Source organism: Paracoccus sp. SMMA_5_TC, from assembly GCF_009696685.2.
Lineage (GTDB): Bacteria > Pseudomonadota > Alphaproteobacteria > Rhodobacterales > Rhodobacteraceae > Paracoccus.
Window position 1 is genome coordinate 2,412,911 of the sequence record NZ_CP102355.1, and the last position, 20,378, is coordinate 2,433,288.

Annotated in this window: 25 protein-coding genes; 12 read left to right on the plus strand and 13 right to left on the minus strand. The window is 65.1% G+C overall.

Annotated features, from left to right (window positions below):
- Positions 1-85 precede the first annotated feature (85 nt).
- The 5 genes from GB880_RS12450 to aat all read left to right on the plus strand — a co-directional run bounded on the left by GB880_RS12450 (position 86) and on the right by aat (position 4,545).
- Complete coding sequence (locus GB880_RS12450) at positions 86-1,006, plus strand: DMT family transporter (RefSeq protein ID WP_154490104.1); 921 nt, start codon at positions 86-88, stop codon at positions 1,004-1,006.
- Complete coding sequence (locus GB880_RS12455) at positions 1,003-1,893, plus strand: lysophospholipid acyltransferase family protein (RefSeq protein ID WP_154490106.1); 891 nt, start codon at positions 1,003-1,005, stop codon at positions 1,891-1,893. Before GB880_RS12450 ends, GB880_RS12455 begins: the two co-directional genes overlap by 4 nt.
- A gap of 99 nt (positions 1,894-1,992) precedes the next feature.
- Positions 1,993-2,517, plus strand: a complete 525-nt coding sequence (accB, locus tag GB880_RS12460; RefSeq protein WP_154490108.1) for an acetyl-CoA carboxylase biotin carboxyl carrier protein — start codon at positions 1,993-1,995, stop codon at positions 2,515-2,517.
- A 7-nt stretch (positions 2,518-2,524) separates the two neighbouring features.
- The gene (accC, locus tag GB880_RS12465) at positions 2,525-3,874 is read left to right on the plus strand and encodes an acetyl-CoA carboxylase biotin carboxylase subunit (RefSeq protein ID WP_154490110.1); all 1,350 of its coding nucleotides are present in this window, start codon (positions 2,525-2,527) and stop codon (positions 3,872-3,874) included.
- Positions 3,875-3,906: 32 nt separating this feature from the next.
- The gene (gene aat, locus GB880_RS12470) at positions 3,907-4,545 is read left to right on the plus strand and encodes a leucyl/phenylalanyl-tRNA--protein transferase (protein ID WP_154490112.1); all 639 of its coding nucleotides are present in this window, start codon (positions 3,907-3,909) and stop codon (positions 4,543-4,545) included.
- Here the strand turns inward: aat and GB880_RS12475 are convergent.
- From GB880_RS12475 to GB880_RS12495, 5 genes are all read right to left on the minus strand, one after another.
- Positions 4,509-5,000, minus strand: a complete 492-nt coding sequence (locus GB880_RS12475) for a DUF2155 domain-containing protein (RefSeq protein ID WP_154490114.1) — start codon at positions 4,998-5,000, stop codon at positions 4,509-4,511. The two genes, aat and GB880_RS12475, sit on opposite strands and share 37 nt — an antisense overlap.
- Positions 4,997-5,425 (minus strand): outer membrane lipid asymmetry maintenance protein MlaD, encoded by a 429-nt coding sequence (gene mlaD / locus GB880_RS12480; RefSeq protein ID WP_327077746.1) that lies wholly within the window; start codon positions 5,423-5,425, stop codon positions 4,997-4,999. The genes GB880_RS12475 and mlaD overlap by 4 nt, the downstream gene beginning before the upstream one ends.
- A gap of 45 nt (positions 5,426-5,470) precedes the next feature.
- On the minus strand, positions 5,471-5,845 hold the full coding sequence (locus GB880_RS12485) for an NADH:ubiquinone oxidoreductase subunit NDUFA12 (RefSeq protein WP_154490118.1): 375 nt from the start codon (positions 5,843-5,845) through the stop codon (positions 5,471-5,473).
- Positions 5,846-5,955: 110 nt separating this feature from the next.
- On the minus strand, positions 5,956-7,221 hold the full coding sequence (gene clpX / locus GB880_RS12490; RefSeq protein ID WP_154490120.1) for an ATP-dependent Clp protease ATP-binding subunit ClpX: 1,266 nt from the start codon (positions 7,219-7,221) through the stop codon (positions 5,956-5,958).
- A gap of 160 nt (positions 7,222-7,381) precedes the next feature.
- Entirely contained in the window at positions 7,382-8,011 is a 630-nt protein-coding gene (locus tag GB880_RS12495; RefSeq protein WP_154490122.1) for an ATP-dependent Clp protease proteolytic subunit, read from the minus strand.
- Between the two features lie 196 nt (positions 8,012-8,207).
- Here GB880_RS12495 and pth point away from each other — a divergent pair, with 196 nt between their 5' ends.
- Together pth and GB880_RS12505 are read left to right on the plus strand one after the other, a co-directional pair.
- Positions 8,208-8,912 carry an aminoacyl-tRNA hydrolase gene (gene pth, locus GB880_RS12500; RefSeq protein ID WP_154490124.1) on the plus strand — a complete coding sequence of 235 codons (705 nt, stop codon included), beginning with the start codon at positions 8,208-8,210 and terminating at the stop codon, positions 8,910-8,912.
- Between the two features lie 229 nt (positions 8,913-9,141).
- Positions 9,142-9,519, plus strand: a complete 378-nt coding sequence (locus GB880_RS12505; protein ID WP_195840748.1) for a DUF2237 family protein — start codon at positions 9,142-9,144, stop codon at positions 9,517-9,519.
- Here the strand turns inward: GB880_RS12505 and GB880_RS12510 are convergent.
- A complete protein-coding gene (locus tag GB880_RS12510) occupies positions 9,516-9,875 on the minus strand; it encodes a YigZ family protein (RefSeq protein ID WP_154490126.1) in 360 nt (119 codons plus the stop codon). The two genes, GB880_RS12505 and GB880_RS12510, sit on opposite strands and share 4 nt — an antisense overlap.
- Positions 9,872-10,294: a Fur family transcriptional regulator gene (locus GB880_RS12515; RefSeq protein ID WP_154490128.1), complete on the minus strand. Its 423-nt coding sequence runs from the start codon at positions 10,292-10,294 to the stop codon at positions 9,872-9,874. The genes GB880_RS12510 and GB880_RS12515 overlap by 4 nt, the downstream gene beginning before the upstream one ends.
- 89 nt (positions 10,295-10,383) lie before the next feature.
- Here GB880_RS12515 and GB880_RS12520 point away from each other — a divergent pair, with 89 nt between their 5' ends.
- Genes GB880_RS12520 through GB880_RS12535 form a run of 4 tightly spaced genes read left to right on the plus strand, consistent with a single transcriptional unit; the run spans position 10,384 to position 13,808 of the window.
- On the plus strand, positions 10,384-11,277 hold the full coding sequence (locus GB880_RS12520) for a metal ABC transporter substrate-binding protein (protein WP_154490130.1): 894 nt from the start codon (positions 10,384-10,386) through the stop codon (positions 11,275-11,277).
- The gene (locus tag GB880_RS12525) at positions 11,270-12,124 is read left to right on the plus strand and encodes a manganese/iron ABC transporter ATP-binding protein (RefSeq protein WP_154490132.1); all 855 of its coding nucleotides are present in this window, start codon (positions 11,270-11,272) and stop codon (positions 12,122-12,124) included. Before GB880_RS12520 ends, GB880_RS12525 begins: the two co-directional genes overlap by 8 nt.
- On the plus strand, positions 12,121-12,978 hold the full coding sequence (locus GB880_RS12530) for a metal ABC transporter permease (protein ID WP_154490134.1): 858 nt from the start codon (positions 12,121-12,123) through the stop codon (positions 12,976-12,978). The genes GB880_RS12525 and GB880_RS12530 overlap by 4 nt, the downstream gene beginning before the upstream one ends.
- Complete coding sequence (locus GB880_RS12535) at positions 12,975-13,808, plus strand: metal ABC transporter permease (protein WP_154490136.1); 834 nt, start codon at positions 12,975-12,977, stop codon at positions 13,806-13,808. The genes GB880_RS12530 and GB880_RS12535 overlap by 4 nt, the downstream gene beginning before the upstream one ends.
- Positions 13,809-13,814: 6 nt before the next feature.
- Here GB880_RS12535 and GB880_RS12540 read toward each other — a convergent pair whose 3' ends face one another.
- Positions 13,815-14,564, minus strand: coding sequence for an SDR family oxidoreductase (locus GB880_RS12540; protein ID WP_229774251.1), 750 nt, complete (start codon positions 14,562-14,564; stop codon positions 13,815-13,817).
- Positions 14,565-14,577: 13 nt separating this feature from the next.
- A complete protein-coding gene (locus tag GB880_RS12545; RefSeq protein ID WP_263467168.1) occupies positions 14,578-16,023 on the minus strand; it encodes an aldehyde dehydrogenase family protein in 1,446 nt (481 codons plus the stop codon).
- 123 nt (positions 16,024-16,146) lie between these two features.
- Here GB880_RS12545 and GB880_RS12550 point away from each other — a divergent pair, with 123 nt between their 5' ends.
- A complete protein-coding gene (locus GB880_RS12550; protein WP_263467169.1) occupies positions 16,147-16,863 on the plus strand; it encodes a VIT1/CCC1 transporter family protein in 717 nt (238 codons plus the stop codon).
- On the opposite strand, the gene GB880_RS12555 is transcribed toward GB880_RS12550, so the two are convergent.
- From GB880_RS12555 to GB880_RS12570, 4 genes are read right to left on the minus strand one after another with little or no spacing between them, the layout of a single operon-like run.
- Positions 16,864-17,616, minus strand: coding sequence for an ABC transporter ATP-binding protein (locus tag GB880_RS12555; protein WP_154494099.1), 753 nt, complete (start codon positions 17,614-17,616; stop codon positions 16,864-16,866). It lies immediately after the preceding gene.
- Position 17,617: 1 nt separating this feature from the next.
- Positions 17,618-18,469, minus strand: a complete 852-nt coding sequence (locus GB880_RS12560) for an ABC transporter ATP-binding protein (RefSeq protein WP_154494090.1) — start codon at positions 18,467-18,469, stop codon at positions 17,618-17,620.
- Positions 18,466-19,374, minus strand: a complete 909-nt coding sequence (nikC, locus tag GB880_RS12565; protein ID WP_154494091.1) for a nickel transporter permease — start codon at positions 19,372-19,374, stop codon at positions 18,466-18,468. The genes GB880_RS12560 and nikC overlap by 4 nt, the downstream gene beginning before the upstream one ends.
- Positions 19,371-20,363: an ABC transporter permease gene (locus GB880_RS12570; RefSeq protein ID WP_195840833.1), complete on the minus strand. Its 993-nt coding sequence runs from the start codon at positions 20,361-20,363 to the stop codon at positions 19,371-19,373. Before GB880_RS12570 ends, nikC begins: the two co-directional genes overlap by 4 nt.
- Positions 20,364-20,378: the final 15 nt, after the last annotated feature.

A 20,378-nucleotide genomic window follows, 5' to 3' on the forward strand; every position in this document is an offset into this window, starting at 1 on the left:
CGGCCGTTCCTTGTCTGCGCCTTGTCAAAGGCCATGGACCCCGACGCCCAGCCCCGGCATAACCGGCAGCGAAGGGAACATCCGCATGAGTCACCCCCCGCTCGCCGCCCCCGGCACCGCAGCCGCACTGTCACCGCCCAAGGGCAGCCAGATGCAGGGCATCCTGTTGCTGCTGCTGGCGATATTTACCTTCACGCTGATGGACGCCACCGCAAAATACCTGGCGACCAGCTATCATCCGGTCCAGATCGTCTGGGCGCGCTTCGTCACCAATCTGGCCATCGTGGCCGCGATCTTTGCCCCGCGACTGCGGGCGACCATGGCCACGCGGCGGCCGGTCTTGCAGCTGTTCCGAGGGCTGACGCAACTGGGCTCGGTCGGGTTGTTCTTTGCCGCGCTGCAATTCATCGGCCTGGCCGAGGCGACGGCGATCATGGACATCAATCCGGTGCTGATCACCCTAGGCGCAGCGCTGTTTCTGGGCGAGCGGATCGGCATTCGCCGCATCATCGGCATCCTGGTGGCGCTGTGCGGGGCGCTGATCATCATTCGCCCCGGCGCCAGCGTCTTTCAGCCGGCGGCGCTGCTGCCGCTGCTGGCGGCCTTCAGCTACGCGGCGGGGGCGCTGCTGACCCGCCTTGCACGCAGCGACAGCACCGCAACCTCGATCCTGTGGTCGGCCAGCGTCGGCACGGTCCTGACGACCCTGGCGGTGCCCTTCTTCTGGCAGCCGGTGGCGGCGGGCGACCTGTGGGCCTTTGTTCTGGTAGGTATTCTGGGCACCATTGCCCAGGCCATGCTGATCCGCGCCTTTGCTTTGGCCGAAGCCGGCGCCATCGCGCCATTCGGTTATACCGGCCTGGTCTGGGCGGGGCTGTGGGGCTGGCTCTTCTGGGGCACCCTGCCCGATTTCTGGACTGTCATCGGTGCGTTGATCGTCGTGGGCGCGGGCCTATATGTCTGGATGCGCGAAGCGCGTGCGATGAGGGAAGCCGACAGCAGATGAGCGAGCCGCAGCCCAAGGCGAAACCGCCCCTGCGCGACCGATTGGCCAATGCCGCCTTTCTGGTGGTGATGGGGCTTGCACGAATGCTGCCCTATGATCGTCGCGTGCCGGCGATGGGTTGGCTGTTTGCGCATGTGCTGGCGCCCCTGGCGGGCTGGCGCGGGCGCATCCGCGATAACCTGGCCCTCGCCCGTCCTGATCTGACGCAGCGCGAAGTCCGGCGCCTGACCCGGGCTGTCCCGGACAATGCGGGGCGCTCTCTGGCCGAAATCTATTCGGGAACCGAGTTCATCGGCCGCATCCAGCAAACCGGCCATCTGGGCGGCCCAGGGCTGGCGGCGCTGGAACAGGCTGCCCAGGCCGGCCGGCCGGTGATCCTGGCGGTCGCGCATTTCGGCAATTACGATGCCATGCGCGCTGCCCTGGCACTGCGTGGCTGGCCGGTTGGCGCGCTGTATCGGCCCATGAACAACGAGGCCTTCAATCGCCACTATATTCCGGCGATGCAGGCGATCGCGCAACCGCTGTTCCCGCGTGGCCGCGCTGGACTTGCCGCGATGCTGCGCTTTCTGAAGGGCGGGGGCTGGTTGGCGCTGGGCTTTGACCAGTTCGACGACCATGGTGCCGAGTTGCGATTTTTCGGCCTGCCCACGAAAACCGTGCTGACCCCGGCCGAGCTGGCGCTGCGCCACGATGCGTTGATTCTGCCTGTTGCCGGCATCCGGCAATCCGATGGGATCAGCTTTCACATCCATGTCGGCGATCCGGTCGCACATGGGGATGCCGCGACCATGATGCAGGCGCTGAACGACGACCTGGAACGGCTTGTGCGCAAACATATGGATCAGTGGTTCTGGGTGCACCGGCGCTGGAAACACCGTGACTGAAGGGCGAAACCCTTTTCCTTGGCAGTCAGCCTGGTCTATAAACCCCCGAAACGCCGCAGCAGCGACAAGGCGGCCCAACAAACATATCCAGAGGACGGCATGAGCGACGATTCCAAACACGCTGGTCACGAAAAGCGTCATCACGAAGGCGATGTAGCCTTTATTCAGGCGCTGGCCGAACTGCTGGAACGCAACAGCCTGACCGAACTTACCGTCAAGCGCGAATACGACGAAAACGATCGGCTGACCGTCAGCCTGTCGAAACACCCCAAGCAGCTCGCGGTTCAGACCTATGCGACGGCACCTGCCGCGCCCTCGGCGGCTGCGCCAGCTGCTGCGCCGGCACCGGCCGCTGCCGCCCCCGTCGCGAACGACGATCCCGCCACTCTGCCCGGCGTTGTCACCTCGCCCATGGTCGGCACCGCCTATCTGTCGCCGGAACCGGGCGCGACACCCTTTGTTGCCCTGGGTCAGCAGGTGAAGGAGGGCGACACGCTGATGATCGTCGAGGCGATGAAAACCATGAACCACATCCCCTCGCCCCGCGCCGGCACGGTCAAGCGCATCTTCGTCGACGACGGCAGCCCGGTCGAGTTCGGCGCGCCCCTGATGGTCGTCGAGTGAGGCGCGAATGTTCGACAAGATCCTGATTGCCAACCGTGGCGAGATCGCGCTGCGGGTGATTCGTGCTTGCCGCGAAATGGGCATCGCCTCGGTTGCGGTGCATTCCACCGCAGATGCCGATGCCATGCATGTGCGCATGGCCGACGAATCCGTCTGCATCGGCCCACCGCCTTCGACGGACAGCTATCTTTCGCCACCGGCCATCATTTCCGCCTGCGAGATCACCGGCGCCCAGGCCATCCATCCCGGATACGGCTTTCTTTCCGAAAATGCCGGCTTCGTGCAGATGGTCGAGGATCACGGCATCACCTTCATCGGCCCCTCGGCGGAACATATCCGCATCATGGGCGACAAGATTACCGCCAAGGAGACCGCCAAGGCGCTTGGCATCCCGGTCGTGCCTGGCTCGGATGGGGGGGTGCCCGACGTGGCGGCGGCCAAGCGGATCGCGGCCGAGATCGGCTATCCCGTCATCATCAAGGCTACCGCAGGCGGTGGCGGCCGCGGCATGAAGGTGGCCCCGGATGAGGCCGGTCTGGAAAACGCCTTCCGCACTGCCCGTGCCGAAGCCAAGGCCGCATTCGGCAATGATGAAGTCTATATCGAGAAGTATCTGCAGCGACCGCGTCATATCGAAATTCAGGTATTCGGGGATGGCCGCGGCAATGCCGTGCATCTGGGCGAACGCGATTGTTCGCTGCAACGCCGCCATCAAAAGGTTTTCGAGGAGGCTCCGGGCCCTGTCATCACGCCCGAGCAGCGCGCCGAAATCGGCAGCATCTGCGCCAATGCCGTTGCCAGGTTGGGGTATCGTGGCGCGGGAACCATCGAATTCCTGTTCGAGGACGGGCAGTTCTATTTCATCGAGATGAACACCCGCCTGCAGGTCGAACACCCGGTGACCGAGGCAATTTTCGGCGTCGATCTGGTTCGGCAGCAAATCCTGGTGGCCGCCGGCGAGCCGATGGAGTTCCAGCAGCAGGATCTTCAGATCCGCGGCCATGCCATCGAGGTGCGCATCAACGCCGAGAAGCTGCCGAACTTTACCCCCTCGCCCGGGCGCATTAGCCAGTATCATGCGCCCGGCGGGCTGGGAGTGCGCATGGATTCGGCAATCTATGACGGCTACCGGATTCCGCCCTATTACGACAGTCTGATCGGAAAGCTGATCGTGCATGGCCGCGACCGGCCCGAGGCATTGGCGCGGCTGAACCGGGCCCTGGGGGAATTGATCGTCGATGGTATCGACACCACGATCCCGCTGTTCCGCGAACTGCTGAAAAATCCCGACATCCAGCGCGGCGACTATTCGATCCACTGGCTCGAGCGTTGGCTGGCCGAATTCAACGCCGGCTGAGCCATGTCCGAATACCGGCCAATGGCCCCCGAATGATGGGGGGCCTGACCGCCGCCGAGATGCTTGCAGGCTATGCCAGAGGGATCTTCCCGATGGCCGAATCGGCCGCCGACCCAAACCTTTACTGGTTCGAACCGGAATTGCGAGGCATCCTGCCCATCGGCCGGCTTCACCTGTCACGGTCCATGCGCCGCTTCATGGCGCGCAGCCATTGGCAAGCCCGGCTCAACGGCGATTTCATGGCGGTGGTCCAGAATTGTGCTGACCGCCCGGAAACCTGGATCAATGAGCCCCTGAAGCTTCTCTATCAGCAGCTGCACGCGATGGGCCATGCACATTCGATCGAGGTCTATGACGGCGATGAATTGGTCGGGGGCACATTCGGCCTGACGCTTGGGGCCGCATTCTTTGCCGAAAGCATGTTTTCACGCCGCAGCAATGGCTCGAAAATGGCGTTGTTCTGGCTTTCCCAGCATCTTGCGCGCTGCGGTTTCACCTTGTGGGATACGCAATATCCCAATCCTCACCTGGCCTCGTTGGGGGGCATATCACTGCCGCGTCGCGAATATCGCCGACGGCTTTCCGCCGCCTTGCGTCTTTCGGCAGACATCACGGCGCAGGCTTTACCCGACGCTCAGGCGTTGCTGCAGGAAATCACCCAGACATCATAGCGCGGATCATCCATGGCAGATAATGCCGGCGCCGAGGCAATCATCCAGCCGGAAAACACGCGCTTGTCCTGCCGGCTGTCGGTGATGGTCAATTCGGCATAAGCATCAGACCCCGGATCAGCCGCAGGAAAGCGGCATTCGTTCAGCCTGACCTGCAAACGCCCGAACTGGACCACATCACCGATTGCCAGAGAAAGATCATGCGTTCGGCCCGTAACCTTGTCGAGCCCCCGCAGTTCAGCCCGTTTCCCCCGGGCAGTTTCCGGGCCTCGAGCAGCTTCGACCGCGCGTTGGCGCTCTGCCGCCGAAGGTTCGGCGGGCACGACATCCTGCGGATCGTCGCTGAACGCCGGATCGATCAGCAGGCGATCATCCTCGGGAGAAATATCCTGGGCATTCAAAGGCAAAGCGACCAAGACCAGGCACGCGCAGGCATGGATCATAGTCCTGATCATGGATTTCCATCCCGCGAGGATTGCGCATCGACAAACTTCATCATCAAGGTAAGCAGGCTGACCGCCCCTTGCACATCTTCGATCTCGTCGCCGGGTTGAAGCAACTCGTCAGCGCCGCCGGGCTGCAATTCGATATAGGCCCCACCAAGCAAGCCGTCGGACTGGATCAAGGCCGCGCTATCGACCGGAAGCTGCAAGGCAGCGGGCAAAGCCATGCGCGCCTCGGCCAGATAAGTCTGGGGATCCAGCTCGATCCCGGTAACCTTGCCGATCCGGACACCCGCAACTCTGACTTCTGTGCCTATTTCGATGCCGTCCACGCTGGGGAAGGCGGCGCGCAATTCGTAACCCGAACCCAGTCGCGCCGACATTGTTGTTCCCTTGGTTGACCAGAAAAGGAACAGGGCGGCAATGGCCAGAACCAACGCCCCGACCCAGAATTCGGCCCGTTCAGCCCTGGATTGCATTGATTACTCTGGCTGCCAGGCGTCGTAATCGCGGCGTTCCACCGGCTTGGCACGGTAAAGCGATCCCGCAGGGCGATAAGCTTCTGCTGTTCCGGTCAGGTTGGGCAGGTGTGGCTTTTCCCAGGCCTTGTGCCCCAAGGGATCCTGCGTCGGCGGCAATTTATAGGTATGGTGCAACCATCCATGCCATTCGGGGGAAACGCGGCTGGCTTCAGCCTCGCCATTGTAGATGACCCAGCGCCGCTTGCCGCCGCCTGATTGGTAATAGACGTTACCCTGATCGTCCTCACCGACCTTTTCGCCATAAAGCCTGGTCCAGACCTGGGTATTCAAGGTCTGGCTGTTCCACCAGGTCAGGATGCGCAGCAGAAGCGACATGGCAACGAACCTTCTAGTTTCTTTCGCCGGGTTATGGCCCAAATCCCGGACAAGGTCCAGTCAGCACACAATCCGCCAGCCTATGGCGTGCAGTGCGCCAAGCGGACGGATCAGCTGGCGGTGGCCGTTTCCTTCTTGGCGTCGGTGTGGATCAGCAAGGGCTTGGCTGCGGGATTGTCGACCGCCTCTTCGTTCACCACCACTTCCTCGACGCTATCCATGCCGGGCAGATCGAACATCGTGTCCAGCAGGATATCCTCCATGATCGAACGCAGTCCCCGCGCGCCGGTCTTGCGCTTGATGGCGCGGCGCGCAATGGCCACCAACGCATCTTCGGTGAAGGTCAGCTTGACGCCTTCCAGCTCGAACAGACGCTGATACTGCTTGACCAGCGCATTCTTGGGCTGGGTCAGGATCGTGATCAGCGCCTGCTCATCCAGGTCACCCAGCGTGGCGATGACCGGCAGGCGGCCGACAAACTCGGGGATCAGGCCGAATTTCAACAGATCCTCGGGCTCGAGCTGCTTGAACAGTTCGCCCACGCCCTTGTCGTCGTTTTCCTTGACGCTGGCACCAAAGCCCATGGCGGTGCCCTTGTTGCGCTGCGCGATGATCCGGTCCAGCCCGGCAAAGGCGCCGCCGCAGATGAACAGGATGTTGGTGGTGTCCACCTGCAGGAATTCCTGCTGAGGATGCTTGCGGCCGCCTTGGGGCGGAACGCTGGCCACCGTGCCCTCCATGATCTTCAACAGAGCCTGTTGCACACCCTCGCCAGACACGTCGCGGGTGATCGAGGGGTTGTCGGACTTGCGCGTGATCTTGTCGACCTCGTCGATATAGACGATGCCGCGTTGCGCACGCTCGACGTTGTATTCGCTGGCCTGCAACAGTTTCAGGATGATGTTTTCGACATCCTCGCCGACATAGCCCGCCTCGGTCAGGGTGGTGGCGTCGGCCATGGTAAAGGGCACGTCCAGAATCCGGGCCAGGGTCTGGGCCAGAAGCGTCTTGCCACAGCCGGTCGGACCGATCAGCAGGATATTCGATTTCGCCAGTTCGATGTCGGTCTTGGAACTGTGGTTCAGGCGCTTGTAATGATTGTGCACGGCGACCGACAACACGCGCTTGGCATGTTCCTGACCGATCACGTAATCGTCCAGCACGTTGCAGATTTCGCGCGGGGTGGGCACGCCGTTGCCGGACTTCAGCGCCGAGGTCTTGGTCTCCTCGCGGATGATGTCCATGCACAGTTCGACACATTCATCGCAGATAAAGACCGTCGGGCCGGCAATCAGCTTGCGGACCTCATGCTGGCTCTTGCCGCAGAAGCTGCAATAGAGCGTGTTCTTGCTGTCGCCACCGGACTGACTGGCCATCAATTGATCCTCGTACTGCATCGGCTACCGGATCCATGCGCCCGAGAGCCGCCTGTGTGCGTGGCCGGCCGGAACCGGACACGCGTCATGGTCATGTTACGGGCCGCCATGGCGCGTCACAATCCCCAAAAAGCCCCAAGTTTAGCGATCGGCCCAACAATCAGGCCCCGGGCTCGGCCTTGCCGCGCGCCACCAGGATTTCGTCGATCAAGCCCCAGTCCCGCGCTTCTTCCGGCGACATGAAGCGATCGCGCTCCAGCGCCTGCTCGACCTCTTCAAGCGTGCGGCCGGTGTGGGTGACGTAGATTTCGTTCAGCCGCCGCTTCAACTTTTCGGTTTCGCGCGCGTGAATCAGGATATCGGTTGCCTGGCCCTGAAAGCCGCCCGAGGGCTGGTGCACCATGATCCGGCTGTTGGGAAGCGAATAGCGCTGCCCGGGCTGGCCCGCGCACAGCAGAAGAGACCCCATCGAGGCCGCCTGCCCCACGACCAGGGTCGAGACGCGCGGCTTGATGTATTGCATCGTGTCATAGATCGACAGGCCGGCAGTCACGACGCCGCCGGGGCTGTTGATATACATGCTGATGTCCTTGGTCGGGTTTTCCGCCTCGAGAAACAGCAGCTGCGCCGAAATCAGCGTCGCCATGCCGTCATGGACGGGCCCCGACAGAAAGATGATCCGTTCCTTGAGCAGGCGCGAAAAGATGTCATAGGCACGTTCGCCGCGGCTGGTCTGTTCGACGACCATGGGGACGAGGGTGTTCATGTAGAATTCTGCCGGATCGTGCATGTCTGTCCTTGCTCTTGTCCCTGCCTGGCCTGCCCGTTTCGCGATTCGCCCGACTGCCAGCGATCGCCAGGGATCGGTCTTAGGCGCGAAAGGTTGACAGAGTCTTAGTAACGCCGCGCCCCAAGGACAAGAGAGCGATAAAATTTGCCCCGCTTTCGCACGCCCGCTAATCTGTCGCCCCAGGACGGAGAAACGCATGAAACTGATCGTGGGGCTGGGCAATCCCGGTCCGAAATACGCCGCCAATCGTCATAACGTGGGTTTCATGGCACTGGACCGCATCGCCGCCGATCATGGCTTTCCGGTTTGGCGCAGTCGCTTTCAGGGCGAAACGACCGAAGGCCGGCTGGGCGAACAGCGCGTGCTGCTGCTGAAACCTGCGACCTTCATGAACCTGTCGGGTCAGTCCGTGGGCGAGGCGATGCGCTATCTGAAGCTGACGCCGGCCGACGTGCTGGTGCTGCATGACGAGCTGGACCTGCCGCCGGGCAAGCTGCGGCTCAAGACCGGGGGCGGGCATGCCGGGCATAACGGCCTACGCTCGCTGCATCAGCATATCGGCGACAGTTACCGGCGGCTGCGCATCGGGGTGGGTCACCCGGGCGACAAGAATCGGGTCGCTGATTATGTGCTGTCCGATTTCCCCAAGGCCGAAGCGAGGATGCTGGACGATCTGTTGCGCGCCATTTCCGATGGCGCAGAGCATCTCGCCGCAGGCGACGATGGCCGTTTCATGAATGCGGTCCATGGTGGCAAGAAGGCCGCCGGACATCAGCCCACAGCCGAACCCATGCCCGCCCGGCCAGGGTCCGCGTCGGGAATCGTTTCCACGCCGCAGCCGGACCCTGCCCCCGCCACCTTTGCCGACAAACTGAGGGCACTGGGTCAGAAGTTCAGGTAAATTCATATAATTCATTATGTTAGAGCAGAAAGCGTCAGACTTTCAAATTTTTGCCTTGCGCATTTTCCCAGGCGGTCGATGAAATGCACGCGACGCAAGCCTCTGCCGGAAGGTGACGACTGGTGTTTGATCGCCCGGCGGCGCAATATCTTCGGGCATCGCCTGACGGCAAAACGCTGCGCCTTCAGGTCGAAGATTGCGTCGGGTCGGTCACCACCATGGAGCCTTGATGATGGAACCGCAGATCAATGTCCTGGGCGGCAAGCTGCTGCCCTGTTCCAATGCGCCGCTGACCGGCTTCTATAGGGATGGCTGCTGCAATACCGGCCCCGAGGATCGCGGGCGTCATACCGTCTGCGTGATCGTCGATGCCGAGTTTCTGGCGCTGTCGAAATATCTGGGCAACGACCTCAGCACCCCGCGCCCCGAATTCCGCTTTCCGGGGTTAAAGCCGGGCGACCGCTGGTGCCTGTGCGCCAGCAGGTTCCTTCAGGCCGCACAGGAATTCGCAGCGCCGCGCGTGCTGCTGCAAGCCACGCATATCCGCACGCTGGACATCGTGCCGCTGGAGCTGCTGCGCGCCCACGCCGCGCCAGAGCCGAATTAGCGATCGAGCCGTGCCAGATAATGCCGCACGGCATCGACCACATGCCTAAAACGATCGCCACCCAGATGCTTTCCGCCATACCATCGCGTCACGATCACGACATGGTCATGCAGATCGGCCCGTTGCAGCATTTGCAGGATGATCTGCGCCGCACCCGCCTCGCCGTCATCGTCGCGGACGGGTTCATTGTCCAGGATCGCGGCCCAGGTGTTGTGGGTGGCCTTGGCAAAACGCTTGTCGCGTTTGAGTTCGGCCAGAACCGCCAGCACCTCGGCTCGGTTGCGGGCCGGGGCGCCTGACACCGCATAGCGCGATCCGCGATCGCTGATGATCTTGTCAAAGATCGTCAGCGTCATTTGCGGCGCCGCACGTAAAGCTCCAGCCGGTGACGGACAATTTCATAGCCCATTTCGGCGGCGATTTCTGCCTGCAACCGCTCGATCCGTTCGTTGACGAACTCCATGACCTCGCCGGTTTCGACATCGATCATGTGGTCGTGGTGGCAGCCGTCGGCAGGCTCGAACCGCGCGGGCTCGCCCTCGAACTCGAGCCGCAGGATCACGCCCTGCGACTCCAGCGCGGCAAGCGTCCGATAGACCGTGGCCAGCGAGATGCTTTCGCCGCTGTCGGTCGCCCGCTGATGCAGGCGCGTGGCATCCGGGTGATCCTCGGCCGCGGCAAGCAGCCGCAGCAAGGCAGCCCGCTGGCGGGTGATGCGCACGCCGGCGCGGCGCAGGGCCTGTTCAAAGGCCAGGGCTCGGGCTTCGATCTCCATCCGCTTTTTCTGACCTAGTTGCGAGCGAATTGCAACTGGCTTGACAGTTGCGAACGGTTCGCAGATATTGCGTGCAAACGGAGTCGATCATGCAGCGCAGAAGCTTTCTGGCCGGCACGGCGTTCATGCTTGCCGCGCCCGCCTTGGTGCGGGCCCAGGGCGCACGTCCGAAGGTCGTGACCACCTTTACCATTCTGGCCGACATGGCCCGCAATGTGGCCGGCGACCGGGTCGATGTGGTCTCGATCACCAAGCCGGGGGCCGAGATTCACAATTACGAGCCCACCCCCAGCGACCTGATCGGTGCGCGGGACGCGCAGCTGGTGCTGCGCAACGGCCTGAACCTCGAGCTGTGGTTCGAGCAGTTCCTGCGCAATCTGGGCAACCTGCCTTCGGCCACGCTGACCGAGGGGATCGAGCCGATGCCCATTGCGGGCGGCAGCTATCAGGGCAAGCCCAACCCCCATGCCTGGATGGCCCTGGATTCGGCGATGATCTATGTGGACAACATCGCGGGGGCGCTGGCCGCGATCGATCCGACCGGGGCTGGCGGCTATCGCAGCAATGCAGACAGCTACAAGGAAAAGATCGCCGCCACCATCGGCCCGATCCGCGACCGCGCGCGATCCCTGCCCCCGGACCGGCGCTGGCTGGTCACCTCAGAGGGGGCGTTTTCCTATCTGGCGCGCGATTTCGGCCTGCAGGAACTGTATCTGTGGCCGATCAACGCCGACGCCCAGGGCACGCCGCAGCAGGTGCGCCGGGTCGTCGATGCGATCCGCACACATCGGATTCCGGTGGTGTTTTCGGAAAGCACCGTCTCGGACCGGCCGGCGCGCCAGATCGCGGCCGAAACCGGCGCCCGCTATGGCGGGGTGCTGTATGTCGACAGCCTGTCCGAAGCCGATGGACCAGTGCCGACCTATCTGGACCTGCTGCGCGTGACCGCCGAGACCATCGTCAAGGGGCTGTCCGATGGCTGACGGGATCGTGGCGCAGGGGCTGACGGTCACTTATCGCAACGGCTTCACCGCGCTGCGCGATGCCAGCTTTGCGGTCCCCACGGGATCGATCACCGCGCTGGTCGGGGTGAATGGGGCCGGGAAATCCACCCTGTTCAAGGCGCTGATGGGCTTTCTGCCCGCCGCGCGCGGCGAGGTGCGGGTGCTGGGCATGAGCGTGGCCCAGGCGCTGCGCCAGAACCTGATCGCCTATGTCCCCCAGGCCGAGGAAGTGGACTGGACCTTTCCGGTTCTGGTCGAGGATGTGGTGATGATGGGCCGCTATGGCCACATGGGGTTTCTGCGCCGTCCCCGCGCCGCCGACCGCCAGGCTGTCGATCAGGCATTGGCGCGCGTCAGCATGCAGGATTATCGCCACCGCCAGATCGGCGAGCTTTCGGGCGGCCAGCGCAAGCGCGTGTTCCTGGCCCGCGCCTTGGCGCAGGGCAGCCGGGTGATCCTGCTGGACGAACCTTTCACCGGGGTCGATGTCCAGACCGAGGCCGCGATCATCACCCTGTTGCGGCAGATGCGCGACGAGGGTCGGGTGATGCTGGTTTCGACCCATGACCTGGGCGCGGTGCCCGAATTCTGCGACCGGGTGGTGTTGGTCAAGGGCACGGTGCTGGCCCATGGCCCCACCGATCAGGTGTTCACCCCCGACAATCTGCGCCTGACCTTTGGCGGGGTGCTGCGGCATTTCGTGCTGGGCGCGCAGAACCTGCACGATGACGACGACCCGCGCGGGCTGACGGTGCTGTCGGATGACGAAACACCGCTGGTATTCTATGACGGCCAGCAGCAACCGCGGCAGGAGCAACGGGAATGATCCAGACCCTGCTGCTGCCGTTCGATTATGGCTACATGTGGAACGCGATCTGGGTTTCGGCGCTGGTCGGCGGCGTCTGTGCCTTCCTGTCGGCCTATCTGATGCTCAAGGGCTGGTCGCTGATCGGCGATGCGCTGAGCCATTCGATCGTCCCCGGCGTCGCCGGGGCCTATATGCTGGGCCTGCCCTTTGCCCTCGGGGCCTTTCTGTCGGGCGGGCTGGCGGCACTGGCGATGCTGTTTCTGAACCAGCGCAGCGGCTTGAAGGAAGATGCGATCATCGGCCTGATATTCACCGGCTTTTTCGGGCTGGGCCTGTTCATGGTTTCGCTCAACCCGATGGCGGTGTCGGTCCAGACCATCACCATGGGCAATATCCTGGCGATTTCCCCGCAGGATACGCTGCAACTGGTGTTGATCGGCGGCATCTCTTTGCTGGTCCTGTCGTTGAAATGGCGCGACCTGCTGGTAGTGTTCTTTGACGAAAGCCACGCCCGCACCATTGGACTGCGTCCCGGTCGGCTGAAGGTGCTGTTCTTTACCCTGCTGTCGGCATGCACGGTGGCGGCGATGCAGACCGTCGGGGCATTCCTGGTGGTGGCGCTGGTCGTCACGCCCGGCGCCACCGCCTATCTGCTGACCGACCGTTTCGCGCGACTGATCCTGCTGTCGGTGGCCATCGGGGTGAGCACATCGGCGCTGGGGGCCTATGTATCGTTCTTTCTGGACGGGGCGACCGGCGGGGTGATCGTCTGCCTGCAGACGCTGATCTTTCTGGCGGTGTTCCTGCTGGCGCCGAAACACGGGCTGATGGCAGCCCGCCGCCGCGCTGGCTCAGCCGGGAGGGCCGCATGATCGAGGCCTTGCTGCTGCCCCTTTCCTTTCCCTTCATGCGCGATGCGGTGCTGGTGGGGCTGATGATCTCGGTCCCGGCGGGGCTGTTGTCGTGCTTTCTGGTGCTGCGCGGCTGGTCGCTGCTGGGCGACGCGGTCAGCCATGCGGTGCTGCCGGGGGTGGTGCTGGCCTATATCGCCGGGCTGCCGCTGATCCTGGGCGCATTCCTGGCGGGTCTGGGCTCAGCGCTGCTGTCGGGTTGGCTGCAAGGCAACAGCCGGGTCAAGCAGGACACGGTGCTGGGCGTGGTCATGTCGGGCATGTTCGCGCTGGGGGTGGTGCTTTATACTTGGGTTCAGACCGACCTGCATCTTGACCACATCCTGTTTGGCAACATGCTGGGCATCGCCCCCGAGGATCTGCGCATCGCCGGCGTGCTTTCGGCGCTGATCGGCGGGGTGGTGCTGCTGAAATGGCGTGATCTGGCGCTGATGGCCTTTGATCCGGTGCAGGCGCGGGTGTCCGGGCTGCCGCTGGGCCTGTTGCGGCACGGCTTTCTGGCCATGGTCGCGGCAACGGTGGTGGCGATGCTCAGCGCGGTGGGGATCATCCTGGCGGTGGCGCTGTTGATCGCGCCCGGAGCCATCGCCTTTCTGCTGACACGGCGGCTGCCGGTCATGATGGCCACGGCCGTGGCGGCAGCGGCTGTGGCAAGCACCAGCGGCGTATGGGCAAGTTTCTGGCTGGACAGCGCCCCGGCACCGACCATTGTTCTGGTGCTGATGATCCAGTTCCTGCTGGCGCTGACCTGGCGCAACCTGGCCACCCGGATGGCGCAGACCCGCGCCTAAGCCGCCTTAGATCGTGCGGCCGCCGTCGACCTCCAATATCACCCCGGTGATGAAGGCCGCCTCGTCCGAGGCCAGGAACAGCGCGGCATTGGCGATGTCTTGCGGCTGCGACAGCCGCCCAAGCGGGATGGTCGCGATGAAGCGCGCACGGTTTTCCGGCGTGTCCTCGCAGCCCATGAACTGCGACAGCATCCCGGTTTCGCCCATGACCGGCGCCAGCCCGTTCACGCGGATGCCTTCGGGCGCCAGTTCGACGGCCAGGCTGCGGGTCATGGTGTTCACCGCCCCCTTCGAGGCGTTATACCAGGTCAGGCCAGGACGCGGCCGAATTCCGGCGGTCGAGCCGACGTTGATCATCACCCCCTGCCCGCGCTGGCGCCAATGCGGCAGGACCGCGTGGGTCATGTGAAAGATCGACAGCACGTTCACGTCGAAGATGCGGCGGAACGCGGCCTCGTCCGTATCCAGCAGCGGCCCGTTGGGCACCGTCCAGCCGGCGTTGTTGACCACGATGTCCAGCCCGCCCATGGCTTGCATCGCGGCCTCGACCGTGGCGGCGACCTGATCGCCCCGGCTGACGTCGCAGCCAAGCGCCAGGGCCGAGCCACCGATGCCCTGCGCCACGCTTTCGGCCGCATCGGTGCGAATGTCGACCACCGCGACCCGCGCCCCTTCGCGCGCAAAGGTCTGGGCAATGCCGCGACCAAAGCCCGAGCCTGCCCCCGTCACCAATGCCGTCTTGCCCTGCAGCCGCATCCGTCGCCTCCTGTCAGTCAAATCGATGCACGATGGTCTTGAGGCGCGAAAATTCCTGCAGCGCCACAAAGCCTTTTTCCCGGCCGTGACCGGATTTGCGCAGCCCGCCAAAGGGCAGCTCCACCCCGCCGCCGGCGCCATAACAGTTGATGAACACCTGGCCACAGCGCAGTGCACGGGCCATGCGCGCCTGCCGGTCGCCGTCGCGGGTCCAGACCCCGGCAACCAGCCCGTAATCGGTGCCATTGGCAATGGCCACCGCCTCGGCCTCGGTGTCGAAGGGGATCGCCGCCAGCACCGGGCCAAAGATTTCCTCTTGCGCCAGCGGGCTTTGCGGATCGACCGGGCCGAACAGCGCCGGCGCGACATAGAACCCGCCCGCCGGCACCGCGGGCGCGATGCGGCCCCGTGCCAGCAACGGAGCATCGGCCTGGGCGATATAGGCCTCGACCCGCGCCTGCTGGCGGGCCGAGATCAGCGGCCCCAGCACGGCGCCTTCGGTCGAGGGGCGGGCCTCGACCGCCTCGAACGCCTGGGCCAGCATCGCGGTCAGCCGATCCCAGATGCCGCGCTGGATCAGCACACGCGAGCCGGCAGAACAGGTCTGGCCGCCGTTCTGGACGATGGCATTGACGATCACCGGCAGCGCCGCTGCCAGATCAGCGTCGGCAAAAACGATTTGCGGCGACTTTCCGCCCAGCTCCAGCGTGCAGGGAATGTGGTTGCGGGCGGCCGCCCTCTGGATCTGCTGGCCGACCTGGGGCGAGCCGGTAAAGCTGATGAAATCGACCCCCGGATGTTCGCATAGTGCCCTGCCCGCCACCTCGCCCAGACCGGTGACGATATTGATCGCGCCGGGGGGAAATCCCGTCTCAACGGCCAGTTGCCCCAGCCGCAGGATGGTCAGGCAGGCGTCCTCGGCCGGCTTGGTGACGGTGGCATTGCCCATGGCCAGTGCCGCGCCCACCGAGCGGCCGAAAATCTGCACCGGATAGTTCCAGGGAATGACATGCGCGGTCACGCCATGCGGCTCGCGCAGGCTCAGCGCCTGATGCCCGGGAAGGAACGGGATGACATCGCCATGCAGCTTGTCGGCGGCGCCGCCGTAATATTCCAGATAACGGACCAGCGCCGTCATGTCGGCGCGCGACTGGGCGATCGGCTTGCCGTTGTCGCGCGTCTCGATCTGCGCCAGGGTCTCGGCATCGGCCTCGACCCGCAGAGCCAGGCGCAGCAGCAGCCGCCCGCGCTGGGCCGCGCTCAGCGTCCCCCATTCCCCCGCCAGCGCCGCGCGCGCCGCCGCCACGGCGGCATCGACATCGGCGGCCTCGGACGCCGCGATCGCGGCAAAGGGCTGGCCGTCGATCGGCGAGATCATCGGCAGTTCCCGGCCGCTGGCCGCCGCCCGCCAGCGCCCACCGATCAGATTCATTGCCGGCGGCAACGCAAGATCGTCCATGTTGCTGTCCCTGCCCCGAACGTCATTGGCATGTATGCCACAGTGACCGCAGCCACCGTGCGCTGCAAGGCTGGCCTTTCGCCCGCGCCGGTATAATCTGCGCCAAAACCGACCGAGGCCGCCATGACCCGCACCCGCACCCGCACCAGTGCCCACCCCGACGATCCGCATTTCGTCAGCCGCATGGGCTGGCTGCGCGCCTCGGTGCTGGGGGCGAACGACGGCATCGTGTCCGTCGGGGCGCTGATCGTCGGCGTGGCCGCCGCCGATCCGGGGGGTGATGCCATCCTGATTGCCGGCATGGCGGGGCTGGTCGGCGGGGCACTGTCGATGGCGATGGGTGAATATGTCTCGGTCAGTTCGCAATCGGATACCGAGCGCGCCGATATTGCCCGGGAAACCGCCGCCCTGCGCGACACCCCCGAGGACGAGTTGCACGAGCTGGCGGCGATCTATGAATCGCGGGGCATGTCGCCTGGCACCGCCCTTCAGGCCGCGCGCGAGGTCAGCCGCCACGACGCGCTTGCGGCGCATCTGCGCGACGAGCTGGGGCTGAGCGAGGTGTCGAACGCCAACCCGATCCAGGCCGCGCTGGCCTCGGCCGCGACATTCAGCATCGCCGCGGCGCTGCCACTGCTGGCCGCGATTCTGGCCCCGGGCGGCGCGGTGATCGCCAGCGTGATCGTCGCGGTGGTGCTGGCGCTGGCGGCGCTGGGGGCACTGGGGGCCTGGGCGGGCGGCGCCCCGCCGCTGCGCGCGGTGCTGCGGGTGGTGCTGGGCGGTCTGCTGGCCCTGGCCGTCACCGCCGGCATCGGGCGGCTGTTCGGAATCGCGGTCTAGTCAGCCCTCGGCATAGCTGCTGCTGGCGGCCAGCAGGGCGCGGGCATATTCGCTGCGCGCCCGGCCCTGGCGCAGATCGGCGGCGGACATTTCTTCGACGATGGCACCGGCGCGCATCACTGCCAGCCGGTCGCACATATGCGCCACCACCGCCAGATCGTGACTGACCATCACATAGGTCAGGCCGCGCTCGCGCCGCAGATCGCCGAGCAGGTTCAGGATTTCGGCCTGCACGCTGACATCCAGCGCCGAGGTCGGTTCGTCCAGCAACAGCAGCCGCGGCTCGGCCGCCAGTGCCCGGGCGATGGCCACGCGCTGGCGCTGGCCGCCCGACAGCTGGTGCGGATAGCGAAAGCGAAAGCCCCGCCCCAGCCCCACGCTATCCAGAAGCCGGGTGATGCGGGCGTCGATCTGATCCATGCCTTGCAGATGCAGGGTTTCGGACAGCACCCGATCCACCGAATGTCGGGGGTGCAGGCTGGCATAGGGGTCCTGGAACACCATCTGCACCGCCTTGTGAAACCCGGCCGAACGCCGCTGACCCCGCACCGGTTGGCCCGCGACCTCGACCCGGCCCGACCAGGACGCGATCAGTCCCGTTATCGCCCGCAGGATCGTCGATTTCCCCGAGCCCGATTCCCCCACAAGGCCGAAGCTTTCACCCTGCGCCACGCGAAAGCTGGCGTCGCGCACGGCATCGACCCGGTCGGGACCGTCGCCGAACCAGACGTCCAGCCCCTCGACCGTCAGCATATCATCGGGCATCGCCAATCTCCTCGCGCCAGCTGTCGTGACGCTGCAACACCGACAACCGCGCCACCGGCCGATCCAGCCGCGGCAGGCTGTTCAGCAGTCCCTGGGTATAGGGGTGGCGGGCCAGGTGCAGGTCGCGCGCCGGCAATTCCTCGACCACCTGGCCGGCATACATGATCAGCACCCGGTCGCAGAATTGCGCCACCAGGTTCAGGTCGTGACTGATGAAGATCAGCCCCATGCCGCGGGCGCTGACCAGACGGTCCATGATGCGCAAGACCTCGTTGCGGACCGATACGTCCAGCGCCGATGTCGGTTCGTCCGCGATCAGGATGTCGGGATTGGGCGCCAGCATCATCGCGATCATCACCCGCTGGCCCATGCCGCCCGACACTTCGTGCGGATAGGCGTCAAAGACCCGCTCGGGGTCGCGGATCTGCACCGCGCGCAACATCTCCAGCGCCTTGTCCCGGGCCGCGGAACGCGCGTCGACACCGTGCAGGCGATAGGCCTCGACGATCTGGGCGCCGATGGTCATCACCGGGTTCAGGCTGAACTTGGGGTCCTGCATCACCATGCTGATGCGCGCGCCGCGCAACCGGCGCATCTGTCGCTCGGGCAGGTTCAGGATGCTTTCGCCGCCAAGCTCCAGCCGATCGGCGCTGACCCGGCCCGGCGGGCGCACCAGGCCCAGGATCGCCCGCCCGGTCATCGATTTGCCCGAGCCCGATTCCCCGACCACGCCCAGCCGCTCGCGCCCCAGGTCGAAGCTGACGCCGCGCACGGCCTCGAACAGGCCGCTGCGGGTGGGAAAGCTGACGCGCAGATTGCGCACCGACAGGAGCGGGCTCATGTCCGGTCCCCCTTGGGGTCAAGAACGTCGCGCAGCCCGTCCCCCAGCAGGTTGAAGGCCAGGCTGACGACAAAGATCGCCATGCCCGGCATCGCCGCCACCCACCAGAAATCCAGAATGTAGGTGCGGCCGTCGGAAATCATCGCCCCCCATTCGGGCATTGGCGGCTGCGCGCCCAGCCCCAGAAAACCCAGGCCGGCCGCCGACAGGATGATCCCCGCCATATCCAGCGCCACCCGCACGATCATCGAGCTTATGCACAGCGGCCAGACATGGCCCACCAGCAACCGCAACCGACCCGCCCCCTGCAGGCGGGCGGCGGCGATATAGTCGGCCTTGCGGATGGTCAGCGTCTCGGCCCGCGCCAGCCGGGCATAGGCCGGCCATGAGGTGATCGCCAGCGCCAGCACCGCATTGCCGATTCCCGGCCCCAGCGCCGCCACGAATGCCAGAGCCAGGATCAGCTTGGGAAAGGCCAGGAAGATGTCGGTGACGCGCATCAGCACCTGATCGACCCAGCCGCCGGCAAAGCCCGCCACCGTGCCGATCAACAGCCCGATCACCGGTGCCACCAACGCCACCGTGCCCACGATGAACAGCGTGACGCGCGAGCCGTAGATCAGCCGCGACAGGATGTCCCGGCCCAGGGCATCGGTGCCCAGCCAATGCGCGGCCGAAGGCGGTTGCAGCCGCTGCGCCAGATTCTGCGCCAGGGGATCTTGCGGCGCAATCCAGGGCGCGAACGCCGCCACCAGCACCAGCAGCACCAGGATCGCCAGCCCCAGCATCGCCAGCCGATTGGCGCGAAAGGTCAACCAACCCTGATACAGCGCCCCCAGCCGCGCCTGTCGACGGGTCTGCGGCGCATCGCTGAGCAGCCATTCGCGGGTGGTGGTCTGGGTCATTTCGCCCTCGGATCCAGAACGCGATACAGGATGTCGGACAACAGGTTCAGCGCCACGAAGCAGCTGCCCACCACCACCGTGCCGCCCAGGACCGCGTTCATGTCCCCGGCCAGCAGCGCCTTGGTGATATACTGGCCGATGCCGGGCCAGCTGAACACGATCTCGGTCAGCACCGAACCCTCCAGCAGCGACCCGAAGCTCAGCGCGATCACCGTGATCAGCGGCACCAGCACGTTGCGAAACGCATGGCCCCAGATGACGCGGGTTTCGCTTAGCCCCTTGACGCGGGCGGTGGTGACATATTCGGCCGACAGTTGGTCCAGCATGAAGCTGCGGGTCATGCGGCTGATATAGGCCAGGCTGAAATAGCCCAGCAGGCTGGCGGGCAGGATGATGTGGCTGAAGGCATCGCGGAAAGCCGACCAGTCGCCGGCGATCACGCTGTCGACCAGGATCATCCCGGTCACCGTGGGCACCATGCCGTCATAGATGATGCCCTGTCGCCCCGGGCCGCCGACCCAGCCCAGCGTTCCGTAAAACAGCAAAAGCCCCATCAGCCCCAGCCAGAAGATCGGCATGGAATAGCCGATCAGCGCGACGACGCGCGCGATCTGGTCGACCCAGCCGCCGCGTCGAGCCGCCGCCACCACCCCCAGCGGCACCCCGACGCCCACGCCGATCAGCGTGCCCAGCGTCGCCAGTTCCAGCGTGGCGGGGAACACCCGCCGCAGGTCTTGCGCCACCGGATGCCCGGTCGAGATCGAGCGTCCGAAATCGCCGCGCAGCACATCGCCCAGATACAGCAGGAACTGCTGCCACAGCGGCTTGTCCAACCCCATCGCCAGGCGGGCGGCATCGTATTGCGCCTGGGTGGCGCGTTCGCCCACCACCTTCAGCACCGGATCGATCGGCATGACCCGACCGATGACGAAAGTGACAAGCAGCAGCCCCAGCAGCGTCAGCAGCAGCGACAGCGCGACCCCGCCCAGGCTTTTCAGGCGTCG